Annotated in this window: 16 protein-coding genes and 3 rRNA genes; 4 read left to right on the forward strand and 15 right to left on the reverse strand. The window is 54.4% G+C overall.

Going from position 1 to position 24,264, the window contains the following annotated elements; translation table 11 throughout:
* Window positions 1-7: 7 nt before the first annotated feature.
* Together nrdI and nrdH are read right to left on the reverse strand one after the other, a co-directional pair.
* Window positions 8-409: a class Ib ribonucleoside-diphosphate reductase assembly flavoprotein NrdI gene (gene nrdI, locus FrondiHNR_RS11855; protein ID WP_279352981.1), complete on the reverse strand. Its 402-nt coding sequence runs from the start codon at window positions 407-409 to the stop codon at window positions 8-10.
* Between the two features lie 16 nt (window positions 410-425).
* Window positions 426-659 (reverse strand): glutaredoxin-like protein NrdH, encoded by a 234-nt coding sequence (nrdH, locus tag FrondiHNR_RS11860; protein ID WP_279352982.1) that lies wholly within the window; start codon window positions 657-659, stop codon window positions 426-428.
* A 581-nt stretch (window positions 660-1,240) separates the two neighbouring features.
* On the opposite strand from nrdH, the gene FrondiHNR_RS11865 reads away from it, so the two are divergent.
* The gene (locus tag FrondiHNR_RS11865; protein ID WP_279352983.1) at window positions 1,241-2,860 is read left to right on the forward strand and encodes an N-acetylmuramoyl-L-alanine amidase; all 1,620 of its coding nucleotides are present in this window, start codon (window positions 1,241-1,243) and stop codon (window positions 2,858-2,860) included.
* 779 nt (window positions 2,861-3,639) lie between these two features.
* Window positions 3,640-4,311 (forward strand): transporter substrate-binding domain-containing protein, encoded by a 672-nt coding sequence (locus FrondiHNR_RS11870; protein WP_279352984.1) that lies wholly within the window; start codon window positions 3,640-3,642, stop codon window positions 4,309-4,311.
* Between the two features lie 80 nt (window positions 4,312-4,391).
* Here FrondiHNR_RS11870 and rrf read toward each other — a convergent pair.
* From rrf to FrondiHNR_RS11885, 3 genes are all read right to left on the reverse strand, one after another.
* A 5S ribosomal RNA gene (gene rrf, locus FrondiHNR_RS11875) occupies window positions 4,392-4,508 on the reverse strand.
* A gap of 216 nt (window positions 4,509-4,724) precedes the next feature.
* Window positions 4,725-7,865: ribosomal RNA gene (locus FrondiHNR_RS11880) — 23S ribosomal RNA — on the reverse strand.
* 560 nt (window positions 7,866-8,425) lie between these two features.
* Window positions 8,426-9,948: ribosomal RNA gene (locus FrondiHNR_RS11885) — 16S ribosomal RNA — on the reverse strand.
* The 16S, 23S and 5S rRNA genes sit together here, the layout of an rRNA operon.
* Window positions 9,949-10,955: 1,007 nt before the next feature.
* Here FrondiHNR_RS11885 and FrondiHNR_RS11890 point away from each other — a divergent pair.
* A complete protein-coding gene (locus FrondiHNR_RS11890) occupies window positions 10,956-12,323 on the forward strand; it encodes a lytic polysaccharide monooxygenase (RefSeq protein WP_279352985.1) in 1,368 nt (455 codons plus the stop codon).
* 171 nt (window positions 12,324-12,494) lie between these two features.
* Here the strand turns inward: FrondiHNR_RS11890 and FrondiHNR_RS11895 are convergent, their stop codons facing one another.
* The 9 genes from FrondiHNR_RS11895 to FrondiHNR_RS11935 all read right to left on the reverse strand — a co-directional run bounded on the left by FrondiHNR_RS11895 (window position 12,495) and on the right by FrondiHNR_RS11935 (window position 21,912).
* Entirely contained in the window at window positions 12,495-13,277 is a 783-nt protein-coding gene (locus FrondiHNR_RS11895; RefSeq protein WP_279352986.1) for an ABC transporter ATP-binding protein, read from the reverse strand.
* Entirely contained in the window at window positions 13,270-14,235 is a 966-nt protein-coding gene (locus FrondiHNR_RS11900) for an ABC transporter ATP-binding protein (RefSeq protein ID WP_279352987.1), read from the reverse strand. The genes FrondiHNR_RS11895 and FrondiHNR_RS11900 overlap by 8 nt, the downstream gene beginning before the upstream one ends.
* Entirely contained in the window at window positions 14,232-15,116 is an 885-nt protein-coding gene (locus tag FrondiHNR_RS11905) for an ABC transporter permease (RefSeq protein WP_279352988.1), read from the reverse strand. Before FrondiHNR_RS11905 ends, FrondiHNR_RS11900 begins: the two co-directional genes overlap by 4 nt.
* On the reverse strand, window positions 15,113-16,201 hold the full coding sequence (locus FrondiHNR_RS11910; protein ID WP_279352989.1) for an ABC transporter permease: 1,089 nt from the start codon (window positions 16,199-16,201) through the stop codon (window positions 15,113-15,115). The genes FrondiHNR_RS11905 and FrondiHNR_RS11910 overlap by 4 nt, the downstream gene beginning before the upstream one ends.
* On the reverse strand, window positions 16,185-17,753 hold the full coding sequence (locus FrondiHNR_RS11915) for an ABC transporter substrate-binding protein (protein ID WP_279352990.1): 1,569 nt from the start codon (window positions 17,751-17,753) through the stop codon (window positions 16,185-16,187). Before FrondiHNR_RS11915 ends, FrondiHNR_RS11910 begins: the two co-directional genes overlap by 17 nt.
* Window positions 17,754-17,969: 216 nt before the next feature.
* Complete coding sequence (locus FrondiHNR_RS11920; RefSeq protein WP_279352991.1) at window positions 17,970-18,362, reverse strand: hypothetical protein; 393 nt, start codon at window positions 18,360-18,362, stop codon at window positions 17,970-17,972.
* Between the two features lie 45 nt (window positions 18,363-18,407).
* Window positions 18,408-19,766 (reverse strand): FAD-dependent oxidoreductase, encoded by a 1,359-nt coding sequence (locus FrondiHNR_RS11925; RefSeq protein ID WP_279352992.1) that lies wholly within the window; start codon window positions 19,764-19,766, stop codon window positions 18,408-18,410.
* 73 nt (window positions 19,767-19,839) lie between these two features.
* Entirely contained in the window at window positions 19,840-20,913 is a 1,074-nt protein-coding gene (locus FrondiHNR_RS11930) for a polyprenyl synthetase family protein (RefSeq protein ID WP_279352993.1), read from the reverse strand.
* On the reverse strand, window positions 20,914-21,912 hold the full coding sequence (locus FrondiHNR_RS11935) for a class I SAM-dependent methyltransferase (RefSeq protein WP_279354555.1): 999 nt from the start codon (window positions 21,910-21,912) through the stop codon (window positions 20,914-20,916).
* A 135-nt stretch (window positions 21,913-22,047) separates the two neighbouring features.
* Between FrondiHNR_RS11935 and FrondiHNR_RS11940 the strand changes: the two genes are divergently transcribed.
* Window positions 22,048-23,307, forward strand: coding sequence for an isochorismate synthase (locus FrondiHNR_RS11940; protein WP_279352994.1), 1,260 nt, complete (start codon window positions 22,048-22,050; stop codon window positions 23,305-23,307).
* On the opposite strand, the gene FrondiHNR_RS11945 is transcribed toward FrondiHNR_RS11940, so the two are convergent.
* Complete coding sequence (locus FrondiHNR_RS11945) at window positions 23,304-24,260, reverse strand: AsnC family transcriptional regulator (protein WP_279352995.1); 957 nt, start codon at window positions 24,258-24,260, stop codon at window positions 23,304-23,306. The two genes, FrondiHNR_RS11940 and FrondiHNR_RS11945, sit on opposite strands and share 4 nt — an antisense overlap.
* Window positions 24,261-24,264 lie beyond the last annotated feature (4 nt).

Raw genomic sequence — 24,264 nt, forward strand, 5'->3', positions numbered from 1 at the left:
GCGTCGATTACTGTTGCTTCCAAAATTCTTCCAATCCTTCGTGGACGACGTTCACGTCATCCGGTGTTCCAAAAAGTTCAAAGCGGTACATGTGTGGAACTTTGCATTTACCGCTGATTACATCACCTGCCAGGCAATAGGCTTCACCGAAGTTAGTATTTCCTGCCCCAATAACTCCCCGTATGAGGGAGCGGTTTGCTTCATCATTCAGAAATCGAATGACCTGTTTGGGCACCGCCTTCGAGGTGGGTCCGCCCCCGTAAGTGGGAACAATCAAAACATATGGTTCGGTGACCTTGAGCGGTTCGTCTCTGGGATAGAGCGGAATCCGCCGTGCGGGCATATCGAGTTTGCTCACAAACCGATGAGTGTTACCCGAAACACTTGAGAAGTAGACCAGGCTGCTCATGGCGCTGTTAAAATCGCTACGCTAGCCGGCTGGCCAGCTCGTCGATTTTGTCAGGACGGAACCCAGACCAGTGCTCGTCGTCTGCGACAACAACCGGAGCCTGAAGATACCCCAGTTCTTTTACTGTTTCTAGGGCTTTTTCATCAACCGATAGGTCGAGGATCTCGTAGTCGATTCCTTTTTTGTCGAGCGCACGGTAGGTTGCGGTGCACTGAACGCAGGAGGGCTTCGTATAAACGGTAATAGCCACAATGACCCCTTAAAAATAGTTGCGAGTAACGGATGCTCAGGGAAGGAAAATATCACCGCGCGGGCGATAATTCACCTATTTTTCTTTTACTTCGAGGCGACGCCAACGCCGCCCCTTAATACTACATATAGGTTCCGACATTGGGAACAACCACAAGATGATGTAGTTACACACTTGTAGTTTTACACTCGTTATCCACGAGTTATCCACCGTTCATCAACACCCAAAAAAGGCAGCTTCGGCGTCAAATCAAGCCTCTCGCAGAAACTATCCACAGGGTCTCGAATATGCAAAAAGTTTCAACCTTTTCTCCTCCTCGGCGTGTCGCAAACCACAACACCTAGTGGTTCCCAACGAGACACTCCACAACTCCTACCCTAAGAAGCCATCGGGAGAAAAACCATTAAAAGCCGGCGCTCTCCTTGAGCACCATCACATTACTTTGTCAGGGTGATTTATTGCTGAGCAGGGGTTAAATCCGCTCGAAAGATGCTTATAGCTCCTACGGCTTGGATAGACTTGCCGCTGCTTAGGCTCCAGTCCTAATAGAAAAATTGCCATATTTCGAAAGGAACACCCCCTTGTTAACACAGACTCTTCTCAGCGGCAAAAAGCCGCCCAAGTCTCGTCCGAAAAAAACCTCCAGCCTTTTCAGCGTCCTTGCCGTGTGTGCGGCCTCCACCCTCGTGATATCGGCTTCACCGAGTGTCGCTCACGGCGTCTCCTTCCCCACAAGTGACCTTAATACAGCGGGTATCTTCAACACGGTAAAGGATCCTGCCCGAGCTGCAACAACGTTTGACCCTCATTCCACCGAATCCTCAACAGCTGTACACCACCTCTCGGACATTACTGAGGAACCCCCCACACAAGCCGTCACCCTCGACTCATCAAACGAAAGGATTATTCAAACCACACCCCAGACCTCCATTCCCAAGTTCAACGCGATAGGGGTTTCCTGGAAAGATGCGGACCTAACCGACTCCACGGATGAAATCGTCATTAGAGCACGAATCCTTGAGGGCGACACCTGGAGCGCATGGGGGGATATGGAACAGGCAGATGAGCCCGAAAAGCCCGGAGCGAACCCAACATCTGTAACAGAGCCCTTCCTGTCACTCGGTGCAACCGGTTATCAATTTGCACTAGCCCTCCCAGAGGGACTCACTCCACAAGAGATAGAAATCAACCTCATTACGGTGGAGGACGAGAGTAAAGGCAAAAAGAACGGCTCTTCCCGACAACTCTCCACCTCATCTGACAACAACGCACCGCAGATCATTACACGCGAAAAGTCACAGTTAGACAAAGACGAAGACGGCAACGATGTTAAGTGCCCCCGAAGCGAGACTACTCCTGATGAAACCTGTTTCTGGCCGGAGGAACTCATGCCGGAGATGAAGGCAATGACCCTGCACCACACTGGCGGACCCACGGATAACAACTACAACACGCCAGAAGAGGCCACACGACTGCTCCGCGCACTCTACGTTTACCAAGCCGCCGAGCAAAACTATGAAGATTTTGGATACAACTTTATTGTCGACAAGTTTGGAACAATTTACGAGGGCCGTAAGGGCAGCATTGACAGACCGGTTATAGCCGGCCACGCATATGGTTTTAACACCCAAACTATGGGTGTTGCAGTGTTGGGAAATTTCAACACAGAGCCAGTCTCGGAAGAATTAATTAAAAGCCTGGGAGACCTCTTCGGGTGGAGATTAGAGATGGCCGGAGTCAAGGCAGGCCCCACAAGCGAGACAACTCTCACCGTCGGACCGGATCACGTCGAAACAAAGACGGTAAACACAATTCACGGGCATCGTGACCTCAACCCCACAGAATGCCCTGGCGAAAACCTGTACCCACGTTTGGGGGAAATCCGTGAGTTGGCAGCCGCCTTTCAGGGCATACCACCCACAGACGACAACCCTTCCGAACCTGATCCAGAAGACAACACTTCACCAGGCACTCAGGACCCAAGCGACAATAACGATGCCGCTCTCCCCGCCGTCGGGCCCGGCCAGACGGCCAATGGCGGATCAACACCACCCAACCAGACCGGAGTTATCTCTGCAGCAAAATCGCTTGCCACAACTGGTGATCACTACACAGGATGGATACTTGCGCTTGCACTGGGGATTATCGTGACAGGAAGCCTGTTTGCGTTCCGCAGCTACGGTCGGAAAAAGTCCGCCTGAGACTCCCCGTAACACAATTAAAAGTTCCTCACCCGTGGACAGCAGCGCTCGCCCTCGCAGGGCCTTCCCTTGTACTGTGAGATTCACACAGTATAAGGTTTCACAACCGCAAGCTGAAGAACAATAGGCGCCGTCCCACTGTTTAAATCCGTTCGTTTGTGAGTTATTGGGTTTTTGTGCGTCAAGTGCAAGCTTGCGCCCACTCCACCGGAGGTTGGAACTCCCCCACAGGAGCGCCGACGCCCGGATTGTACTAGTCTCTGAGCTACTGGTTACAATCCGGGCATGACCATTCTCCGCGCTCCCACCCGGGCATCTTAAACCACCTTTTATTCCCCCTGCACAATATACATCGACGAGTTGCAGAGGAGACGGTGCGGCTTAACGAGGCTCTTGGTATTGTTTCGCAACTCGACTCTCCTGAGCTCCCACCTTCACCTCAAGGCAGGCCCCCCAACCTCGGATATCGTCCACTTTCGTGGGTAATAGAGCGAGAGATAATCGTAAAAACCGATATCGAGCAACGGCTCAGAATCAAACCCTCAAGAAGAATGCTTGCACACGCGAATTTATGTAGACTAAAATACTATCTCGACATGAATAAAATAATTACAAATTTACTAAGTCCTCGACAAGTACTCATTTGGTTGATAGCTTTCACCGCAGTAATTGCGGCCATGTTAATTATTACAAGCATATTATTTCCATCGGGTCTCACAGAACATAAAGCCTCCTCCGAAAAACACGAGAATAGGCTTACTCAGATACAGGAGTCCGGCGTGCTGAGAGTGTGTTCGCCCGGAGACTACCTCCCCTTCGCACTTCAAGACAAAGAATCGGGCGAGTGGACGGGAATAGATGTTGAGATGATGGATGACCTAGCCGATTCGTTGAGTGCAAAGACTGAATACATTACCTCACCCTGGTCGACCATAGCGGAAGATACACAGAAAAAATGTGATATTGGTGTCGGTGGCGTTACTATAACTGCCAACAGAGCGAAGCATTCTTACTATTCAATTCCTACGGTTCCCAATGACGGAAAAACACCCATTGTCCGCTGCGGAACAGAATCGGGTTACGACACCGTACAGAAAATCAATCAGTCAAACGTTCGCGTCATTACACCGATAGGGGGAACAAACGAGGCTTTTGTTCGGAGCAAACTGGAAAACACTCAGGTTATTCTACATCGAGACAACACCACTATCTTCCAAGAAATTCTCGAGGGGGCTGCGGACGTCATGATCACTGACGTGAGTGAGGTTAAGTGGGCCAGTAAAAAATACCCCGGACTATGCAGCGCATCACCTGACCAACCTTTTACCTTTACGCAAAAAGGTTATCTCCTACCCCTGGGAGACAATTCTTTCAAACAATATGTAGACGTGTGGCTCAACATCGCTCTGAACGACGGAACCTATAATTCGGTTGCTGCTCGTTGGGAATAAGCACAGCAGGAAAATTATTTACTCTTAAACACGTGAAGGGAATCCCTGTTTACTCGGGATTCCCTTCACGTTTAATTTTTGTTCGGCGGTGTCCTACTCTCCCACACGGTCCCCCGTGCAGTACCATCGGCGCTGTGAGCCTTAGCTTCCGGGTTCGGAATGTCACCGGGCGTTTCCCTCACGCTATAACCACCGAAACACTCGTGATACAACCAACCACCCACACCCCCACACACAAGGAAGAGGGGCGGGTTCTGGAGTAATCAACAACATGTTCCAATCACACATTATTTACTTACATCAGTTCTTGATCGTCTATCAAGAACCACAAAGTGGACGCACACAACACACAACAATAACTGTCTTACACAACCCCACCACCACCATAAAATACAGGCGGGGTGAGTAAAGAATTTTTTAAGTAATCGGCCTATTAGTACCGGTCAGCTCCACACGTCTTTAGTCCGTGCTTCCACATCCGGCCTATCAACCCAGTGATCTACTGGGAGCCTCACCCCCACAAGGGGGATAGAAATCTCATCTCGAAGCCGGCTTCCCGCTTAGATGCTTTCAGCGGTTATCCATCCCGAACGTAGCCAATCAGCAATGCACTTGGCAGCACAACTGACACACCAGAGGTTCGTCCAACCCGGTCCTCTCGTACTAGGGTCAGATCTTCTCAAATTTCTTCACGCGCGCAGCGGATAGGGACCGAACTGTCTCACGACGTTCTAAACCCAGCTCGCGTACCGCTTTAATGGGCGAACAGCCCAACCCTTGGGACCTACTCCAGCCCCAGGATGCGACGAGCCGACATCGAGGTGCCAAACCATGCCGTCGATATGGACTCTTGGGCAAGATCAGCCTGTTATCCCCGAGGTACCTTTTATCCGTTGAGCGACAGCGCTTCCACAAGCCACTGCCGGATCACTAGTCCCGACTTTCGTCCCTGCTCGACCTGTCAGTCTCACAGTCAAGCTCCCTTGTGCACTTACACTCAAAACCTGATTACCAACCAGGCTGAGGGAACCTTTGGGCGCCTCCGTTACTTTTTAGGAGGCAACCGCCCCAGTTAAACTACCCATCAGGCACTGTCCCTGAACCCGATTAGGGCCCGAAGTTAGATATTCACTATGACCAGAGTGGTATTTCACTTGTCGACTCCACACACACTAGCGTGCATGCTTCACAGTCTCCCACCTATCCTACACAAGCCACACCGAACACCAATACCAAACTATAGTAAAGGTCACGGGGTCTTTCCGTCCTGCTGCGCGTAACGAGCATCTTTACTCGTAATGCAATTTCGCCGAGTTCATGGTTGAGACAGCTGGGAAGTCGTTACGCCATTCGTGCAGGTCGGAACTTACCCGACAAGGAATTTCGCTACCTTAGGATGGTTATAGTTACCACCGCCGTTTACTGGGGCTTAAATTCACAGCGTCGAACCCAAAAGATTCTAACCGTTCCTCTTAACCTTCCAGCACCGGGCAGGCGTCAGTCCGTATACATCGACTTGCGTCTTCGCACGGACCTGTGTTTTTAGTAAACAGTCGCTTCCCACTGGTCTCTGCGGCCCTACCACGCTTCCCCCAGCAAGTGGGTTCACGTGTCAGGCCCCCCTTCTCCCGAAGTTACGGGGGCATTTTGCCGAGTTCCTTAACCATGATTCTCTCGATCTCCTTAGTATTCTCTACCTGACCACCTGAGTCGGTTTCGGGTACGGGCGGTTCAAACCTCACGTCGATGCTTTTCTTGGCAGCAGAGGATCACTGACTTCATCACTTAAGACTCCCCATCAGATCTCAGACACTTAAGAGCGGCGGATTTACCTACCACTCGTCCTACATCCTTAGCCCGGGACAACCATCGCCCGGGATCAGCTACCTTCCTGCGTCACACCTGTTAATACGCTAAACGCACTAGATAAGGGGTCGAGCGTTATCCCCACACCCACACCACCCCGAAAGGTGACACAGTATGTGGTCTTAGGACTCTTAGCACTACTAGATTGTTTCGGACGGTTTTTCACCGGTACGGGAATATCAACCCGTTATCCATCGACTACGCCTGTCGGCCTCGCCTTAGGTCCCGACTTACCCAGGGCAGATTAGCTTGACCCTGGAACCCTTAGTCTTTCGGAGGACGGGTTTCTCACCCGTCTTTCGCTACTCATGCCTGCATTCTCACTCGTGTAGTCTCCACGGCTGGGTCACCCCGCCGCTTCACAGCCCACACGACGCTCTCCTACCCATCCACACGGCTGGACCACGAAGGCCTACCCATGTATGAATGCCACAAATTCGGTGGTGTGCTTAAGCCCCGTTACATTGTCGGCGCAGAACCACTTGACCAGTGAGCTATTACGCACTCTTTCAAGGGTGGCTGCTTCTAAGCCAACCTCCTGGTTGTCTAAGCAGCTCCACATCCTTTTCCACTTAGCACACGCTTAGGGACCTTATTTGGTGATCTGGGTTGTTTCCCTCTCGACTATGAAGCTTATCCCCCACAGTCTCACTGCTACGCTCTCACTTACCGGCATTCGGAGTTTGGCTGACGTCAGTAACCCGGTAAGGCCCATCGGCCATCCAGTAGCTCTACCTCCGGCAAGAAACACGTAACGCTGCACCTAAATGCATTTCGGAGAGAACCAGCTATCACGAAGTTTGATTGGCCTTTCACCCCTATCCACAGCTCATCCCCTCAGTTTTCAACCTAAGTGGGTTCGGCCCTCCACGACGTCTTACCGTCGCTTCAGCCTGGCCATGGATAGATCACTTCGCTTCGGGTCTAGAACACGCAACTCAATCGCCCTATTCAGACTCGCTTTCGCTACGGCTACCCCACACAGGTTAACCTCGCTACGTATCACTAACTCGCAGGCTCATTCTTCAAAAGGCACGCCGTCACACCAACAAGGGTGCTCCGACGGATTGTAAGCAAACGGTTTCAGGTACTATTTCACTCCCCTCCCGGGGTACTTTTCACCTTTCCCTCACGGTACTTGTTCACTATCGGTCATCTGGGAGTATTTAGGCTTATCAGGTGGTCCTGACAGATTCACACGGGATTTCTCGGGCCCCGCGCTACTTGGGATACACTCACACGCCAAGGAACACGCATTTCGGATACCGGACTCTCACCGTCTACGGTCGACCTTTCCAAGCCATTCTCCTATACGCTCCCTGTCACGCTAGAGATCCGGCAGAATCCCTCCAAGCGTCCCACAACCCCACACATGCAACCCCTGCCGGGTATCACACACACATGGTTTAGCCTCATCCATTTTCGCTCGCCACTACTCACGGAATCACATATTGTTTTCTCTTCCTGCGGGTACTGAGATGTTTCACTTCCCCGCGTTCCCTCTACCCGCTCTATACATTCAAGCGGGAGTCACCAGATACCCCGAAAGGTCCTGGCGGGGTTTCCCCATTCGGACATCCTCGGATCACAGTTCGTTTATCAACTCCCCGAGGCTTATCGCAGATTACTACGTCCTTCTTCGGCTCCAGATGCCCAGGCATCCACCGTTCGCTCTTAACAACTTAAAAAATCACATGAATAAAGAACCAAAAAACATGAAACTCACACCCATCACCACAAAAGCAACAAGCGCAAACCATGCTTTTCAGACCAATACAATCAAAAACATTGTTTAAGATCAAAAATTATTGTATGAACACACACAACACACCAGCCCTCAATACGCCACACCCCATCAACCCTCAAACAAGAGCCAACAAAACATAACCATCAAAAACAAAAATGATGTTGCGCGCATTCACGATGCTCGCGTCCACTGTGTAGTTCTCAAAATACGATCAACACCCCCCACCACACAAAACACACGTTCCATGTCACAAGAGGCCTGATACATGAAGATACCAAACCAAACCGGTCTAGTCCCTCAGGACCCAATAGTATGCACACACCCCCACTACCAAACACACACGCCACACTTTCCCCACCACGAACCCGAAGTTTCCCTCGAACCCATGACCGTACTCACATCACGCGCACACCCAATACCAGGATAACTGTTATATGTTCCACCCAGTGCCGGCAAGAACACACTCGGCTCTTCAACCAACACCATAAATATTCTCCTTAGAAAGGAGGTGATCCAGCCGCACCTTCCGGTACGGCTACCTTGTTACGACTTAGTCCTAATCACCAATCCCACCTTAGACAGCTCCCTCCCAAAGGGTTAGGCCACTGGCGTTGGGTGTTACCGACTTTCATGACTTGACGGGCGGTGTGTACAAGGCCCGGGAACGTATTCACCGCAGCGTTGCTGATCTGCGATTACTAGCGACTCCAACTTCATGAGGTCGAGTTGCAGACCTCAATCCGAACTGAGACCGACTTTTTGGGATTCGCTCCACTTCACAGTATCGCAACCCATTGTATCGGCCATTGTAGCATGCGTGAAGCCCAAGACATAAGGGGCATGATGATTTGACGTCATCCCCACCTTCCTCCGTGTTGACCACGGCAGTATCCCATGAGTTCCCACCATCACGTGCTGGCAACATAGGACGAGGGTTGCGCTCGTTGCCGGACTTAACCGAACATCTCACGACACGAGCTGACGACAACCATGCACCACCTGTATACCGACCTTGCGGGGCCACCATCTCTGGCAGTTTCCGGTATATGTCAAGCCTTGGTAAGGTTCTTCGCGTTGCATCGAATTAATCCGCATGCTCCGCCGCTTGTGCGGGCCCCCGTCAATTCCTTTGAGTTTTAGCCTTGCGGCCGTACTCCCCAGGCGGGGAACTTAATGCGTTAGCTACGACACAGAAACCGTGGAATGGCCCCTACATCTAGTTCCCAACGTTTACGGCATGGACTACCAGGGTATCTAATCCTGTTCGCTCCCCATGCTTTCGCTCCTCAGCGTCAGTTACGGCCCAGAGATCTGCCTTCGCCATCGGTGTTCCTCCTGATATCTGCGCATTCCACCGCTACACCAGGAATTCCAATCTCCCCTACCGCACTCTAGTCTGCCCGTACCCACTGCAGGCTGGAGGTTGAGCCTCCAGTTTTCACAGCAGACGCGACAAACCGCCTACGAGCTCTTTACGCCCAATAATTCCGGACAACGCTTGCACCCTACGTATTACCGCGGCTGCTGGCACGTAGTTAGCCGGTGCTTTTTCTGCAGGTACCGTCACTTTCGCTTCTTCCCTACCAAAAGAGGTTTACAACCCGAAGGCCGTCATCCCCCACGCGGCGTTGCTGCATCAGGCTTGCGCCCATTGTGCAATATTCCCCACTGCTGCCTCCCGTAGGAGTCTGGGCCGTGTCTCAGTCCCAGTGTGGCCGGTCACCCTCTCAGGCCGGCTACCCGTCGTCGCCTTGGTAAGCCACTACCTCACCAACAAGCTGATAGGCCGCGAGTCCATCCTCAACCAAAAAATCTTTCCACTCCCAGACCATGCGGCCAGAAGTCATATCCAGTATTAGACACCGTTTCCAGCGCTTATCCCAGAGTCAAGGGCAGGTTACTCACGTGTTACTCACCCGTTCGCCACTAATCCACTAGAGCAAGCTCCAGCTTCATCGTTCGACTTGCATGTGTTAAGCACGCCGCCAGCGTTCGTCCTGAGCCAGGATCAAACTCTCCGTAAATGCATAAAAAGCAACAACCCCACCACCCACACAAGTGAACAGCACAGCTGCGCTAAACATAAAACAACACCACACACCCCCACAACAGCGAAAGCATGCAGCATCACGAGTTCAAAACTGACACACAAATCAAAAACTGACTTGCATAATCAAATAAATAAACCAAAAAGTCCCCACAACACACACCACAACCAACCACAACGATCAGCCACAGCACATGCCACAGAAACCAAAAAATTGGCATATAACATTAGTGCACACTATTGAGTTCTCAAAGACCAGACACACCACAACCAACAAGCCACCACACAAGCAACCCACCAGAAACGGCACACACCCACCAACAAAACAACCCCCACACAAGAGAGCATCCCACTAGCAAGCAAGAACCCCGTACAAGCCACAACACAACATCACGACCCCGGGGTACTTCGAATACACTACGCCCAAACCCCACCCAACACAAATCCCCACCACCCACCCACCCACCACACACCCCAAAAACCCCCAAAAAACAACACAAAACCCACCACAAACACCACCACCACAAACACACCCCGGGCGTGTCGCACACCACCACACCACCAACAACACAACACCCCAAAACACCCCAAAACACGAACGGCCACCCCTGGACGAGAGCCCTAACAAGAACATATCGGGCAGCAAGCAGGCAGAGAAGAAATACCTTATGGATCTCATGAACTATGCGTGAACGATACCAACACGGCCCACCAGCAACCCTAGGCAGCGCAATAGACACCACTCGCTGACTCGATCTTTAAGCTTCACGAAGAGCGAAGCCCTCCTTCAAGGAAAGAATCTTCCTGATTTATTAGATTTAGTTATAAATTAGATAACTTTTATTTACATTAAACATTACTTATTTAAGTTGATTTGGTACAAAGCAATTTTATATATTTTTTGTATCGACACCTAGAAATTTTCTTAGGTGCCGATACCGTAATTCAATCTCAATTACACAAGCCGAAAGAGGGCAAACATTAATGTCGATTAAAAAATTACGCTATGCCGCCATGGGTATAGCAGCCGCACTCATCGCCGGAGGAGCAACCTTCGGCGTCGCACTATCTGCATCAGCACACGGCTACGTCGGAGGCGGAGACAGCGACCTCATCGCCCGACCCGCGATAAAAGAAAACACCAACCTGGGTGCTGCACAATACGATAAGCACAGTCTCGAGGGGCCCAAAGGCTTCCCTGAGAATGGGCCCAAAGATGGACAGCTTGCCTCCGTCAACAGCCTCTTTGGTAAAGAATTAGACGAGCAAAGCTCAACCCGATGGATCAAAAACAAAATAAACACGGGCCCCAACACCGTGTACTGGACCTACACCCAAGTACACAGCACCTCCAAATGGCACTACTACATCACCAAGGACGGCTGGGACCAAAACGCCCCGCTCACCCGCGCCGCTCTAGAGCCTCTAGCAACTGTGATGCACGACGGAAGCAGCTCCGGGAATAATCCCCGCCACACTATCGATATCCCACAGACCAAGCACGGATATCACATCATCTACGCCGTATGGGACGTTGCCGACACACCCAATGCGTTCTATAACACTATCGATGTCGACATCAACGGTGACGCACCCATCGACAACGAAGCACCAACCACACCGCAAGAGGTGAAGAGCACCAAGGTAACCGACTCCGCCGTCACACTCACCTGGTCCCCCTCCACCGACAACGTCGGCGTCGCGGGATACGACATCTATCGCGACGGAACGTTCGTAGGTTCAAGCACCACCACCTCCTACACCGATAAACCACTCCAGGCCGAGACCAAGTACACCTACACCGTTGTCGCTTATGATCGTGCAGGAAACAAATCACCCGCAAGCGCACCACTCACCGTAACCACAAAGGTCGCAGCCGGACCCGACACGGAAAACCCCACCGCCCCCAGCGGTGTACACTCCATGGGCACCACCGCAACCAGCGTCGACCTCATGTGGACACCCTCCACCGATAACGTCGGAGTTGTTGGATACGACGTCCTCCGCGCAACCAACAACCAGAGCTACAACAAGATCGGCTCCACCGAAGACGCTCGATACCTCGACAAAACGGTTCGCCCCAACACAACCTACAACTACAAAGTTGTTGCTAAAGACGCAGCCGGAAACACCGCCACCAGCGAGCCCTTCACCGTCACAACCCCCGAAGCCCCCGCAACCTGCGACTACCCCGAGTGGGACGCCCGCGGAACCTACAGCAAAGGCGACCGAGTAACCCACAAGGGACTGGCCTATGAAGCGGTACAGGGCTACACGGGCAACGGTGACCCCAACTGGATCAATGCCCCCTCCCTCTGGAAGCAAATCGACGACACAACCAACTGCAAATAAACCGAACAGAAACGCCTACGATTTGTGAAACGTCAGCAATTTCGTCAGACGTCACAAATCAATGAAGCGGTGCGGGGTTCGTACTAACGGTACGGTTCCGCACCGCTTCTCTCTATCTCCTCAGGTTACGGACACCACCACAGCTACTATCCGTAGTATTAACCGCTCACGCTACCCGGGAAGCACTCCCAGCCCATCAACTCGGGGAATTGCCGCGAGCAGCCGCTGCGTATAAAAATCTTTGGGAGCCGACCACACCCGTTCGGTCGGACCTCGCTCAATAATCTGCCCCGCCTTCATCACAGCCACCTCATCCGCAATGGTGCGAACCACCGCCAAATCGTGGCTGATAAACAGCAGCGAAGCTCCGCTCTCAAGGGCTAGTTTACGCATGAGCGCAGCCACCTTAGCCTGCAGGCTCGCGTCTAGAGAGGCAATCGGCTCATCACCAATGAGCAGTTCCGGACCGCAGGCAATCGCACGGGCAATCGCGATGCGCTGCCTCTGACCGCCCGAAAACTGGTGAGGAAAGCGCGTGGCTGCCTCGGTGGAAAGCTCAACCTCAGTGAGAAGATCACCCACCGACCAACTCGTCTTGTCCGGGTTAATGCGCAGGCCATCCTCAATTTGACTGCCAATGGTGCGGCGCGGGTTAAGCGATGCGTAGGGATTTTGAAAGACCATCTGGATGCGCCTCTGAATCTCGGGTCTCTTACGCATCCCCAGCGGGGTAATGGGAACATCACGGAAATGAATACTGCCCCCGCTCATCGGCTCAAGGCCGCAGACGGCGCGAGCGAGCGTTGATTTCCCGCAACCAGACTCACCCACAAGGCCAAGAACCTGACGCGGCCGAACGCTCAGGTCCACGTTGTTCACCGCGGTGAGGCGACCACGACCCGGCAAACGATACGTCACAGAGAGACCCTCTATAGCCAATAAAACGTCAGTCATCTGAATCCTCCCGCTGGGAAACCCGCCCTGTCGCGGCGTGTGTAGGATGTTCTTGGGGAAGTGCATCGATGAGTGACCTGGTGTATTCGTGCTGGGGTTTACGCAGCACGCTAAACCGATCCCCCTCCTCCACAATCTCGCCGCTGCGCATCACCGCGATTCGATCCGCCAGGCTCGACATCACCCCCAGATCGTGAGTGATGAGCATAATTGCCAGATCAAACTCGTCGCAGAGCATCCGTAAAAGCTGAAGAATGCCCGCCTGAACCGTCACGTCGAGGGCGGTTGTGGGTTCATCCGCGATCAGAATCCGCGGCTCGCAGATGATCGCTATCGCAATAGCGATTCGCTGCAGCTGTCCACCCGAAAATTGGTGTGGATACTTTTTGAGCGCGGTCTCTGGGAGCGGAACCTTCACGAGTTGCAGCATCTCAAGTGCGCGTGCGGAGGCCTGGGCACGGCTCATTTTCTTGTGCACCCGCAGATGATCGGTGAGTTGCCTCTCAATGGTGAGCATGGGATGCAGGCTCGCGGTCGGATCCTGAAAGACCATACCGATCTCGCCGCCCCGAAAAACGTTCATCTGCTTCTCGTGAAGCGTCAGCAGATTGCGAGAGAGAAAATCGATGCTCCCGGAGGTTTGGGCACCCTCCGGCAGAAGGCCGCAGATAGAAAGACCCGTCATCGATTTACCCGAACCGGATTCGCCCGCCAGACCGGTAATCTGACCGGGAACCAGTTCAAGGTCAATACCGTGAATAATTTCCCGGGGATTCTTACGACCTCCCAGAGTGACCCGGAGATCTTTTATACGAAGCCCCTCGCGTACGGGGTGTGCGTCTTTCTCCCGCGTGGCACGCGCGTCGCCCTGCCTCGCGGAACCTATACCCTTGCCCCAAACGGAGCCCGTGTGATTTTCCCGGGCAAAGCTCATATCTTCCCTACCTGTGGAACTCACATCGTCCTCCCCTGTACGGAGTCTGCCGTGTGCGGATCAAGCGAATCACGCAGCGAATCACCGATGAAGTTAAACGCCATCACAACCGTAAAAATGGCGAGGCCGGGAAACGCCGCAATCCACCAGGACGAAAACTGTTGAACACCATCACCCACCATCGCGCCCCAATCGGGTGTGGGGGGTACCGCTCCCAGTCCCAGGAAAGAAAGCCCAGCTAACAGAAGGATCGCAGTTCCCACGTCAAGCATTGCAAGCACAAAAATCGGGGAGAGCACGTTGGGGAGAACATCCTTACGCAGCGAGGTAAAGGGGCCATTACCCATCAGACGACCGGCGATCACATACTCACGACCACGAGTGCTCAACACCAGAGAACGGGTTACCCGGGCATAGGCGGGCCACGACACTATAAGCATCGCTATCACCGCGTTGGTGAGGCTGGGGCCGAGAGCCGCGGCAATCACCATCGCAAGGATAATCGTGGGAAACGCAAACACCAGATCGGCAGTCCGCATGATGACCTCGTCAACGGCCTTGCCAAAGTATCCTGCTATCGCACCCAACAATCCACCAAGAATCATTGAGGCCGCCACCAGCATCAGGGCCAGCGGTAGCGAGATTTGTGCCCCGCTGAGCACACGCGAAAATACATCGCGCCCCACCTGATCCGTTCCGAAAAGGTGCTCCGCACTGGGCGGTTGGAGCCTCGGAAAATCCTGGGCTAGTGGATTAAACGGCACGATCCACGGGGCGAATATTGCCACAAGCACCCAGGCACCCGCGATTGTGATTCCCGCGATTGCCAAGGGGGTTCGGAACGACGGGGAAATTTTCAGACGGCGCTTACGCCGGGCCTGCACACTCAGAACGTCTGCGGTCATGAGACCCTCACTCTCGGGTCAATAACCCCGTAGAGAATATCAACAAGAAAGTTCAGCCCAATATAGACAACACCCACCACAAGGCCAACACCCATAATCGCGGGAAGATCAAGCCGGGTTGCCGCCGCATACGAGTACTCTCCCAACCCGTGCCACGAATACACCTTCTCCACCAGCACGGTCCCCGAGAGCAGAGCGCCAAATGCCAGTCCAAGAACCGTGATAATCGGCACCAGGGCCCCGCGCAGCACGTAACCAAAAATAACCGTGCGCCGGGGCAAACCTTTAGCACGTGCGGCCTTGACGTAGTCCATGTCAAGCACCTCCATCACCGACGAGCGGGCAAACCTCGTGAGCAACCCGATGGTGTAGAGCGCAAGCACGGAGGCCGGGAGCACTAGGTGATAAACGGCATCAACAAAGGTGGACCACTGACCCGCCAGGAGGGAATCCACGGTATAGAGACCCGTCACATGCGGCGGCGGAATAGCGGCAGGATCGAGCCGTCCTGAACCGGGGAAGATTCCGAGCACAAAGAAGAACACGTAGTACACCACGAGCGCCAGCCAGAAGGTTGGCCAGGACAACCCGATCAGGCTCACCACGCGGATAACCTGGTCGGTGATGGTGCGGCGCTTCATTGCCGCCCAGAGCCCCAGTCCAACTCCGATGAGGGCGGAAAAAACGATAGCACTCAGGGCCAGTTCAATGGTCGCGGGAAACGCCCTCGCCAACTCCTCGGCAACGGGCATCCGCGTCTGTGTTGAGGTACCTAAATCCCCCTGAAGAATATGTGCCAGGTAGGTAAAATATTGCACTATGAGCGGTTTGTCCAGCCCGGATTCCTCACGAAACTTCGCAACAATCTCAGGGTTTGACGCGGCCTGCTCGCCCAGCGCCGCCTGCACCGGATCCGCCGGAACCAGGTTGGTGAGGACAAAGGTCACCACCGTCACACCCACCATGAGCAGCGCCGTCAACCCCAAACGGATGCCTAGGTAACGCACCAGGGGCGGAATTCCCCTTCGTGGTGCGTTACCCTCGCGAGGTACGGTCGTGTTCTTTGCGCTATTTGATGAGCGCAAGATCAACCGTCCACACGGGGTTGGTCACAACCGACACAATTGACGAGACCGTCACCACATTTTGCGCGGGCTGTAGCAGCGGAACGAAGGGACCGGAGAGGTTCATCTGCTGCTGCATAGCCTCGTATGCGGGCGCACGCTCGTCACCCACAGCTGCCCGGGCCGCGGCGGCCAGATCCGTTACAACGGGGTCGGCTCCCGCCTCCCACCCGGCGCGCAAGCCCACCAGCTCGCCCGGGGCAAAGACCAGGTAGTTCGAGGGGTCTGGGAAATCGGGTCCCCAGTACCAGAGGCCAGCCTGCTCGGTTCCACCGCGATACGCATCAAGCTCGGTTGCAACGGGCGCGGGGGCCAGTTCAAGATTAATACCGATTGACGACACCTGAGCCTGGATGGCCTCCGCCACGCTCTGGAGCGAGAGTCCCTGAACCGTGATGTCGTTGGGGAAGCTCAGGGTGACCTTCTCACCGCTGTACCCGGACTCGCTGAGGGCAGTCTTCGCTGCCTCAAGATCGCGCTGGTTGCCCTGGCCTGCTGTGAGGGCACCCACAAAGATCGAGGGAATCACTCCGCCAGGACGTACCGAGCCGGTACCGGCCAGGTCGACTATCCTGTCATAATCGATCGAGTGCTTAACCGCCTCAACAAACTTGGGATTTGAAGTGACCTTACTCACGCTCTCCTGCTGGTTGAGGAAGAGAAAGATCATGTAGCGGGAGGCGTGACTAATAATGTTCACATCCCTGCCCTCAAGCTCCGCCACCTGGTCGGGGTTGAGGTCAAGAGCAACCTGGGATTCGCCTTTTTCAACGTTGAGCTTCTGGGTGGGTCCAGCAACGTTACGCAGGACAACCCGATCGTAGGCGGGTTTTTCCCCCGTGTACTCCGGGTTAACGGAGAGCACAACCTGTGAGGCCGCGTCAAACGATTCCAGTTGATACGGGCCGGAGCCAGCCGACTGCGAGTTCAGAAACCTCTCAGCATCGTCGGATTCCGTTGCTGAGCCACCATTTTGCTCCACGACGTCCTGATTTACCACGCTAAGCGCGGGGTTCGGCAGGATAAAGGGCAGCGCGGGGTTCGGCTCGTCCGAGGTGAGGGTGAGAGTGCTGTCGTCTACCTTCTCAACGGTCACTCCGTCAAGCAAAAACGAGGGGTTTCCCTGCACCCCCTGAACCCGCTGCAGGGAGAAGACCGCATCGTCAACCGTCACATCGCTGCCGTCGGAAAATTTTGCCCCGCCCTTCATAGTGAGGGTGAGAACGGTATTGTCCTCATTTGTCTCGTAGCTTGCCAGACCGTCAACGGGGGTCGTAACGTCGTCACCATCAAAGGTGAGCAGAGTTTCATAGAGGGCATGCGCGACTATTGCACCCGTTGTTTCGTATTGACGGTTGGGATCCGCCGTCTTGAGATCGAATGATGCGTCAACCACAAGCGACCGCGCACCGCCCCCACCCTCTGGGGAGCCTCCCGCACACGCGGTCAGAAAAAGAGCGGTTGCGGCAAGCACGCTGGTCACGCTCAGGGCACGTCTCAGAGACAGATTCATACAGGCCTCCCGGGGGGTGGAGCCATCTCACGCGGGACGGCGGGGTGTAAGACTAACTGTGTGGAAAAGAAATTCATATCCACTAGAGGAATCATATAGCAATATATAACTAGCTTTTTACGCTGAACCGCGCACTAAACTCAGCAATATCGTTTTGTGACCACCGGCAACGTGGAAAAATGAGGTCATCATTCACAAAACGCCAACAAAAACAGCCTAGACAACCTGCGTACACACGCTGACCTGCGGGGAACCATCCGCCGAGGTATAAAACTCCGTGAGCCGCAGGAGCCCGTCGGGTTGGCGCGAGATAACAGACTCGGCCTGACCCGCCGTAACACCGGAACCGTGTTGCCGATGGTGGTAGGACAGGCGTACGGTATCGCCGCTGCGAAGGCCGGAGAAGCGCCCCACAATCACGGTGTCACCCGAGTACTCCCCCCACACCACATCCCGATCCTCGTGATAGGTGAAACGGGTAGGTGTGCTACTCACGGCGCTTGTTGTGGATGACAACATCTCAAAAACGACCCCGTCGAGGGATACGGCCTCACGCACCCCGACAATCTCGGCGCTATCGGTCAGCTTTTCTGTTGAATGGTCCGACACGGACACACCTCCTGGTTGGGAAATACGGTGAAAAAGTGAGCAGCTCTAGTCTTCTTCGCGAGAAATACGTATCATCTCATCACGCGGAACAACTTTGATGCGGGGGCGATCACTCTGCTGACCCCGCTGAATCTCGTGCTCATCAAGCAAACGCCATCCCTCAACCGTGGTGTATTTAATCCCGCGGGAATCGAGCAGAGCGTCAACAGACTCTTCAGCGGGGTCCTCGGGAGTCCACCACAGTTCACGATCCTGCGTGAGGTGGCTCAGGGTCTCCATCGCGTCTGATTTGGTGTGGCCGATAAGCCCAACCGGCCCACGCTTAATCCACCCCGTGGCATATACACCGGGAATCACCTGTCCGGTCTCGTCAATAACCTGACCGCCGTTATTGGGAATCACACCCCGCTCAGAGTCGAACGGAATGCCGTCAACCGGCGATCCAAAGTATCCCACCGCACGATAGATCGCTTGAATGGGGAGCTCACGGATTTCCCCGGTACCGGTTACACCGCCGTCTCCGTCAGGAAGCATCCGCTCGTATCGAATCGCGCTCACAACACCGTCCCGGCTTACAATCTCAACGGGCTTGGAGTAAAAGTGTAAGTGCAGGCGGCGAGACGCCGAACCGCTCTCGCGCTCACGCCACTGCCTCATCACACGATCAATTACCATCACCTGCTTGTTCCCGGCGATCGCTGCTTCGGCGGAGGGGTCGTGAATCTCAAAGTCTTCTTCGTACAAGACCATGTCTACATCTCGCACCTCACCCAGCTCACGCAGTTCAAGGGGGGTGAACTTGACGCTCGTGGGACCGCGGCGGCCAAAAACGTGCACATCCGTCACGGGATTGTCTTTGAGTCCTCGGTAGACGTTGTCAGGGATCTCCGTGGGCAGTAAATCATCCGCGTGCTTGATAAGCATGCGCGAGATATCGAGAGCCACGTTGCCGTTTCCAATCACAGCGATCTTCTCGGCCTCAAGCGGCCAGGTACGAGGAACATCCGGATGCCCGTCAAACCAGCTCACAAAGTCGGCGGCACCGTAGGAACCCGGGAGTTCGATTCCCGGGATGTCGAGGTTGGCATCCCGAATCGCCCCGGTTGCAAAGATGACGGCGTGGTAGTGCTTTTTCAGGTCAGAAAGAGTGATGTCCGTGCCGTAGTGTATATTTCCGAAGTAACGAATATCACCCCCGTCAAGCACCTCGCGCAGGGCGTTGATGATCCCTTTGATTCGGGGATGATCAGGAGAGACTCCATAGCGCACCAGCCCATAGGGAGCGGGAAGGTGCTCAAAGAGATCGATGGACACGTCAAAGTCGCGCTCCCCCTTTACCAGAAGATCTGCGGCATAGATGCCCGCGGGTCCAGCACCAACAATTGCAAGCCTCAATTTTGTCATTTTTTCCTCACTCTAATGCCTGAACGAAAGAAACGTCACGACCTAAAATCGTGACTATTGTGAGCACACTGCCCTAGTGCGTACGGTTAATAACTGAGTCAGCCAGCTTTATGAGAGACTGTTTAACCTGACCGTCGGGCAGCACATCAAGAGCCGCAATTGCCTCGGCTCCCCATCGCTCAGCCACCCGCTGTGTTTCACGTGTAACTTCGTGTTGCCTCAGCGCGGTCACAACGGTTTCAAAATCAACATCGTTCTCGGCGGGCAGCGGTTCGCCCTCTTCTTGCGCCACAAGAGCTTGCGCTCTTTCCTCTTCGATGCGAGCAAGCAGTGTAGCGTCAGCAACACTGTTCTGGGCATTCTTCCGCAATAGAAGCAGCGGCAGGGTGACAACACCGGCCCGCAGGTCGGTTCCCGCACGCTTGCCTGTCTCGCCGGAGGAGGGTGAGAGGTCGATAACGTCATCAATGAGCTGGAACGCAACACCCAATTTATGACCGTACTCAACAACCGGCTTTTCATATTCGCTCGGAGCTTCAGAGAAAACCACGCCCATCTGGGCGGCGAGTGAGATAAGCGAACCGGTCTTGTCGCTCAGCACGCCCATGTAGTGCTCAACGGGATCCTCACCGGGCGCAGGGCCGACGGTCTCATGCAATTGTCCCAGGCACAGGCGCTCAAATGTGTCTGCCTGGAGCCTGATGGCACGTTCTCCCAGGTGTGAAATGAGCTTGGACGCACGGGCGAACAACAGATCCCCGGCAAGAATTGCAACGTTGTTAGACCAGGTCATATGGGCTGCCGTGATACCGCGCCGAAGTATGGCCTCGTCCATAACGTCGTCGTGATAGAGAGACGCAAGATGAGTGATCTCGATTGCCCTGGCCGCGATGATGACATTTTCGTTCGCTCCGGAACCGAGCTCGGAGGCCAGCAGGGTGAGCCTCGGTCGAATTCGTTTCCCACCGGCCTCCAGGAGGTAGCGGGCAACCGCGTCTGCAACGGGCGAGGCAAAGGCAACGTCTTCCCGTAGACCGTCTTCAATCCGCTCAAGTCCCCCATCAACCCGATCAGAGAGTTCTTTTTCGGCGGGAGTTAAAACGGTGGTGGGGGAAGCAAAGCCCTCCGCTTCATCGAATGCTGTCACCTATCTCACACTACCCGGTCTTGTATCAGTAATTTTATTATTTGCATCCTTGGGGGCTGCAGCAGGCTTCTTATGTCCACCCGTCGACTTTTTACTCGAGCCAGTTGATTTTTTATTCGGCTCAGATTTTTTGCCGGGCTCAGATTTTTTGCTGGACTCGGGGTTTTTGCTGGACTCGGGGTTTTTGCTGGACTCAGATTTCTTAGTCGAGTCAAATTTTTTGCTCGTTCCAGACTTCTTGGACAGCTCAGGTTTTTCGCCCGGCGCCACATCACGGTTATCTTCTCGCACAGTCTTCCCCATCGGAACAAAACCGCGGTGTAGGGCAACCACACCACACGTAAGATTACGGTACTCTACACGCTCAAAACCGGCCTGCCCTATCCACGAGGCCAGGGTTGTCTGATCGGGCCACTCTCTAATCGAGTCGTTCAGGTAGTCGTAAGCGTCTGTCGCGCCGTTGACCCACCCCGCAATCTTGGGCAGTACGTTTTGTGTATAAAAGTAATAGGTCTCACGGATGACCGTGTTGGTTGGCCGAGAAAATTCGCAGATAACCACACGCCCGCCGGGCTTGGTCACCCGATACATCTCCGCGAGGGCTTTCTGCGGCTCGTCAACATTACGCAGCCCAAATGAGATAGTGGTGACGTCAAAAGAGTTATCACCAAACGGCAGATCGGTCGCGTTGGCCTCGATAAAATCAATATTGTGTATGCCCGCACTACGTGCTCGCCCCACCGCAATCATTCCGGGTGAGAAGTCAGCGGCAACAACGTGCGCACCGCCGCGCGCAAAAGCCACACTCGAGGTACCCGTACCCGCGGCAATATCAAGCACTCTCATACCCTTACGCGGCTGAACGGCCCGAGCGGTACTCACACGCCAAAGACGAGAATTTCCCACAGATAGGAGGTCGTTGGTGAGATCGTATCGTGGCGAAACCTCGTCAAACATGCGGGAGACGACTCCCGCGTCCTTGGTACTGTCCGGGCGCATCACACTCTCTATGTTAGCGTCACGTCTTCCTACTTCGAGACAGAACGTAAGACCACACAGCCAACACTCACCTGACCGATCGAGAACCGAACCCCTTATACAGCAAAAATACTCATTCAGAGGTAAAGTTGTCAGGTGACTCTCTCCGGGCAGGCCACACCCCATGTACGGGTTCAAACAACCGCCGCAAGCCCCCATCCCAGCCTTATCCCCCACCTGGACCCACAGGGTCCTCAGTTATGGATGCGCAATAACAACGGCATTGCCGGAATCGGCACCCTGCTTCGCTTAGAATTCACCGGCCCTACGCGCTTCACGGATGCTGCAGACGCTTGGCGCAGTATCGTGTCTCACGCCACCATTGATGACCAGGTGCAGCTTCAGGGAACCGGACTCATTGCCTTTGGAACATTTGCATTTGCAGATAGTTCCGCCACCACAAGTGTTCTGCACATACCCCGCATAGTTATTGGGAGAAACGATACTTCCGCCTGGGTAACGCAGATCCGTTTTGCGCACGAAGATAGTTTCGACACGATTCCCCAAGCAATACCACTGGGAGAGAGCTACCGGGTAAGTTTCCGCAACGGCTCAATGAGTCCCTCCGCATTTTCTGAAGCGGTGTCCCGGGCCACCACACGAATCACCGCCGGTGAACTGGAAAAAGTTGTTTTATCACGCGAGCTGGTCGGAGAATTTCCGTTGGGAGCCGATCGCAGACTTCCCCTGGCCTACCTCTCACGTGAGTACCCCGACTGCTGGACCTTCTCCATCGACGGCCTGTTTGGAGCCAGCCCAGAAACGCTGATCGAAGCACAGAATGGTCTAGTACACGCCCGTGTCCTCGCGGGAACTACCGCGCGCGGAACAACTCAAGAAGAGGACGCATTTCTTGCCGAATCGCTCGCAACAAGCTCTAAAAACATCGCGGAGCACAAGTTGGCGGTGGGAAGCGTCTTAGAGACGTTAAAACCCTATGTCTCCCAGGTGAGCGCTAATGACCATCCTTTTCTTCTCAAGCTTCCCAACCTCTGGCACCTGGCAACCGACGTCAACGCTCGGCTGATAGACACAACAACTTCGCTTGACCTGGTTAGTGCGGTGCATCCCACAGCCGCAGTAGCGGGAACCCCCACACCTTTGGCCCTGCAGCTCATTGAAGAGCTCGAAAACTTTGATAGGGGTCGGTATGCCGGGGCGACGGGGTGGCTCGATTCCATGGGTAACTGTCAATGGGCGGTGACCCTGCGTTGCGCCCAAATCTGCGGCGACACAATCACCGCCTATGCCGGGAGTGGAATCGTCGCGGGCAGCGAACCTGAAGACGAATTGGCAGAGACCCAGATCAAATTTACCCCCATCGTCGACTCACTCACCCGAGGTGCGTCTCTTTAAGAGTCACCCCTTACGGGAACACCCCCGCGCATAAAGGGTGTTGTCACCAGAGAGGTCTTGACGGTGAGCACCGTGCTCGCCCATTCCGAATCGGTCAGAAACACTCTCAGGTGCTCCAGTGACCGCATGTTCACATGGACAAGAATCTGGAACTCACCCATGAGCATCACCGCATAGCGCACCGCGGGCTCTTCAGCAATCATCTGTCCCACCCACATCACACTGGATGGTGGAACCTGAATCCACAGCATGGCCTCCACGGGAAATCCCAGAGGCACGGGGTCGACAATGGCCCGCACCGAGACAAACCCCTCCTCCAACAGGGATCTGAGTCTGCGACGGGCCGTGGGCTGTGACAGGTTTGCCGCATCGGCAAGTTCTGTGAGAGAGGCCCTCCCATCCGTGACCAGTAGTTCGATGAGACGTCTATCGGTCTCTGACGGGGGAAACTCAGGTTCACCGGGCTCCACACGGGGGACCGCCGATGCGAGACGGGTCGTCTCTGCCTCTGAGAGAAGAGAGGGATGCCATCCAGCTACCGTGCGAAAATAGTGTAAAACGGGGCTTGCCGACACCTCACGCACCCCGTCAATGGCGGGAATCGCCTCGTGTACCAGGGCCGCTACACTGGTCTCGGCCTGCTGCGCCTCAACCATCAGACGGGAGGGGGAGGCAAGAACGTACGCAAAAACTATGCCGGGATATCGACTCACGCTGAGCGCGGCCTCCCTCATTTTCAGGGGGTCACACTCCACCTCAATGACAGAGGTATAACCGTAGTGGGCAAGCCCGACAACCGAAACTAACCGGGATTGCAGAAGCTCGTTGCCTCGGCGGCTCACTGTGCGAAGAGGCTCGCCAAGAACCTCGGCAATCGTCTTCCAGGATGCCCGTCCGTTAATCTGAAGCGCACCGATGATTCGCCGATCCAGCGCATCAAATTTCTTGGACATGATG

Source organism: Lysinibacter sp. HNR (genome assembly GCF_029760935.1).
Taxonomy (GTDB): Bacteria; Actinomycetota; Actinomycetes; order Actinomycetales; family Microbacteriaceae; genus HNR.

Bases quoted from the DNA above. Each gene is read 5' to 3' on its own strand.
- FrondiHNR_RS11895 (WP_279352986.1), bottom strand. From the start codon at position 13,277: ATGACTGACGTTTTATTGGCTATAGAGGGTCTCTCTGTGACGTATCGT.
- FrondiHNR_RS11905 (WP_279352988.1), bottom strand. From the start codon at position 15,116: ATGACCGCAGACGTTCTGAGTGTGCAGGCCCGGCGTAAGCGCCGTCTG.
- FrondiHNR_RS11925 (WP_279352992.1), bottom strand. From the start codon at position 19,766: ATGACAAAATTGAGGCTTGCAATTGTTGGTGCTGGACCCGCGGGCATC.
- FrondiHNR_RS11890 (WP_279352985.1), top strand. From the start codon at position 10,956: ATGTCGATTAAAAAATTACGCTATGCCGCCATGGGTATAGCAGCCGCA.
- FrondiHNR_RS11915 (WP_279352990.1), bottom strand. From the start codon at position 17,753: ATGAATCTGTCTCTGAGACGTGCCCTGAGCGTGACCAGCGTGCTTGCC.
- FrondiHNR_RS11935 (WP_279354555.1), bottom strand. From the start codon at position 21,912: ATGCGCCCGGACAGTACCAAGGACGCGGGAGTCGTCTCCCGCATGTTT.
- nrdI (WP_279352981.1), bottom strand. From the start codon at position 409: ATGAGCAGCCTGGTCTACTTCTCAAGTGTTTCGGGTAACACTCATCGG.
- FrondiHNR_RS11945 (WP_279352995.1), bottom strand. From the start codon at position 24,260: ATGTCCAAGAAATTTGATGCGCTGGATCGGCGAATCATCGGTGCGCTT.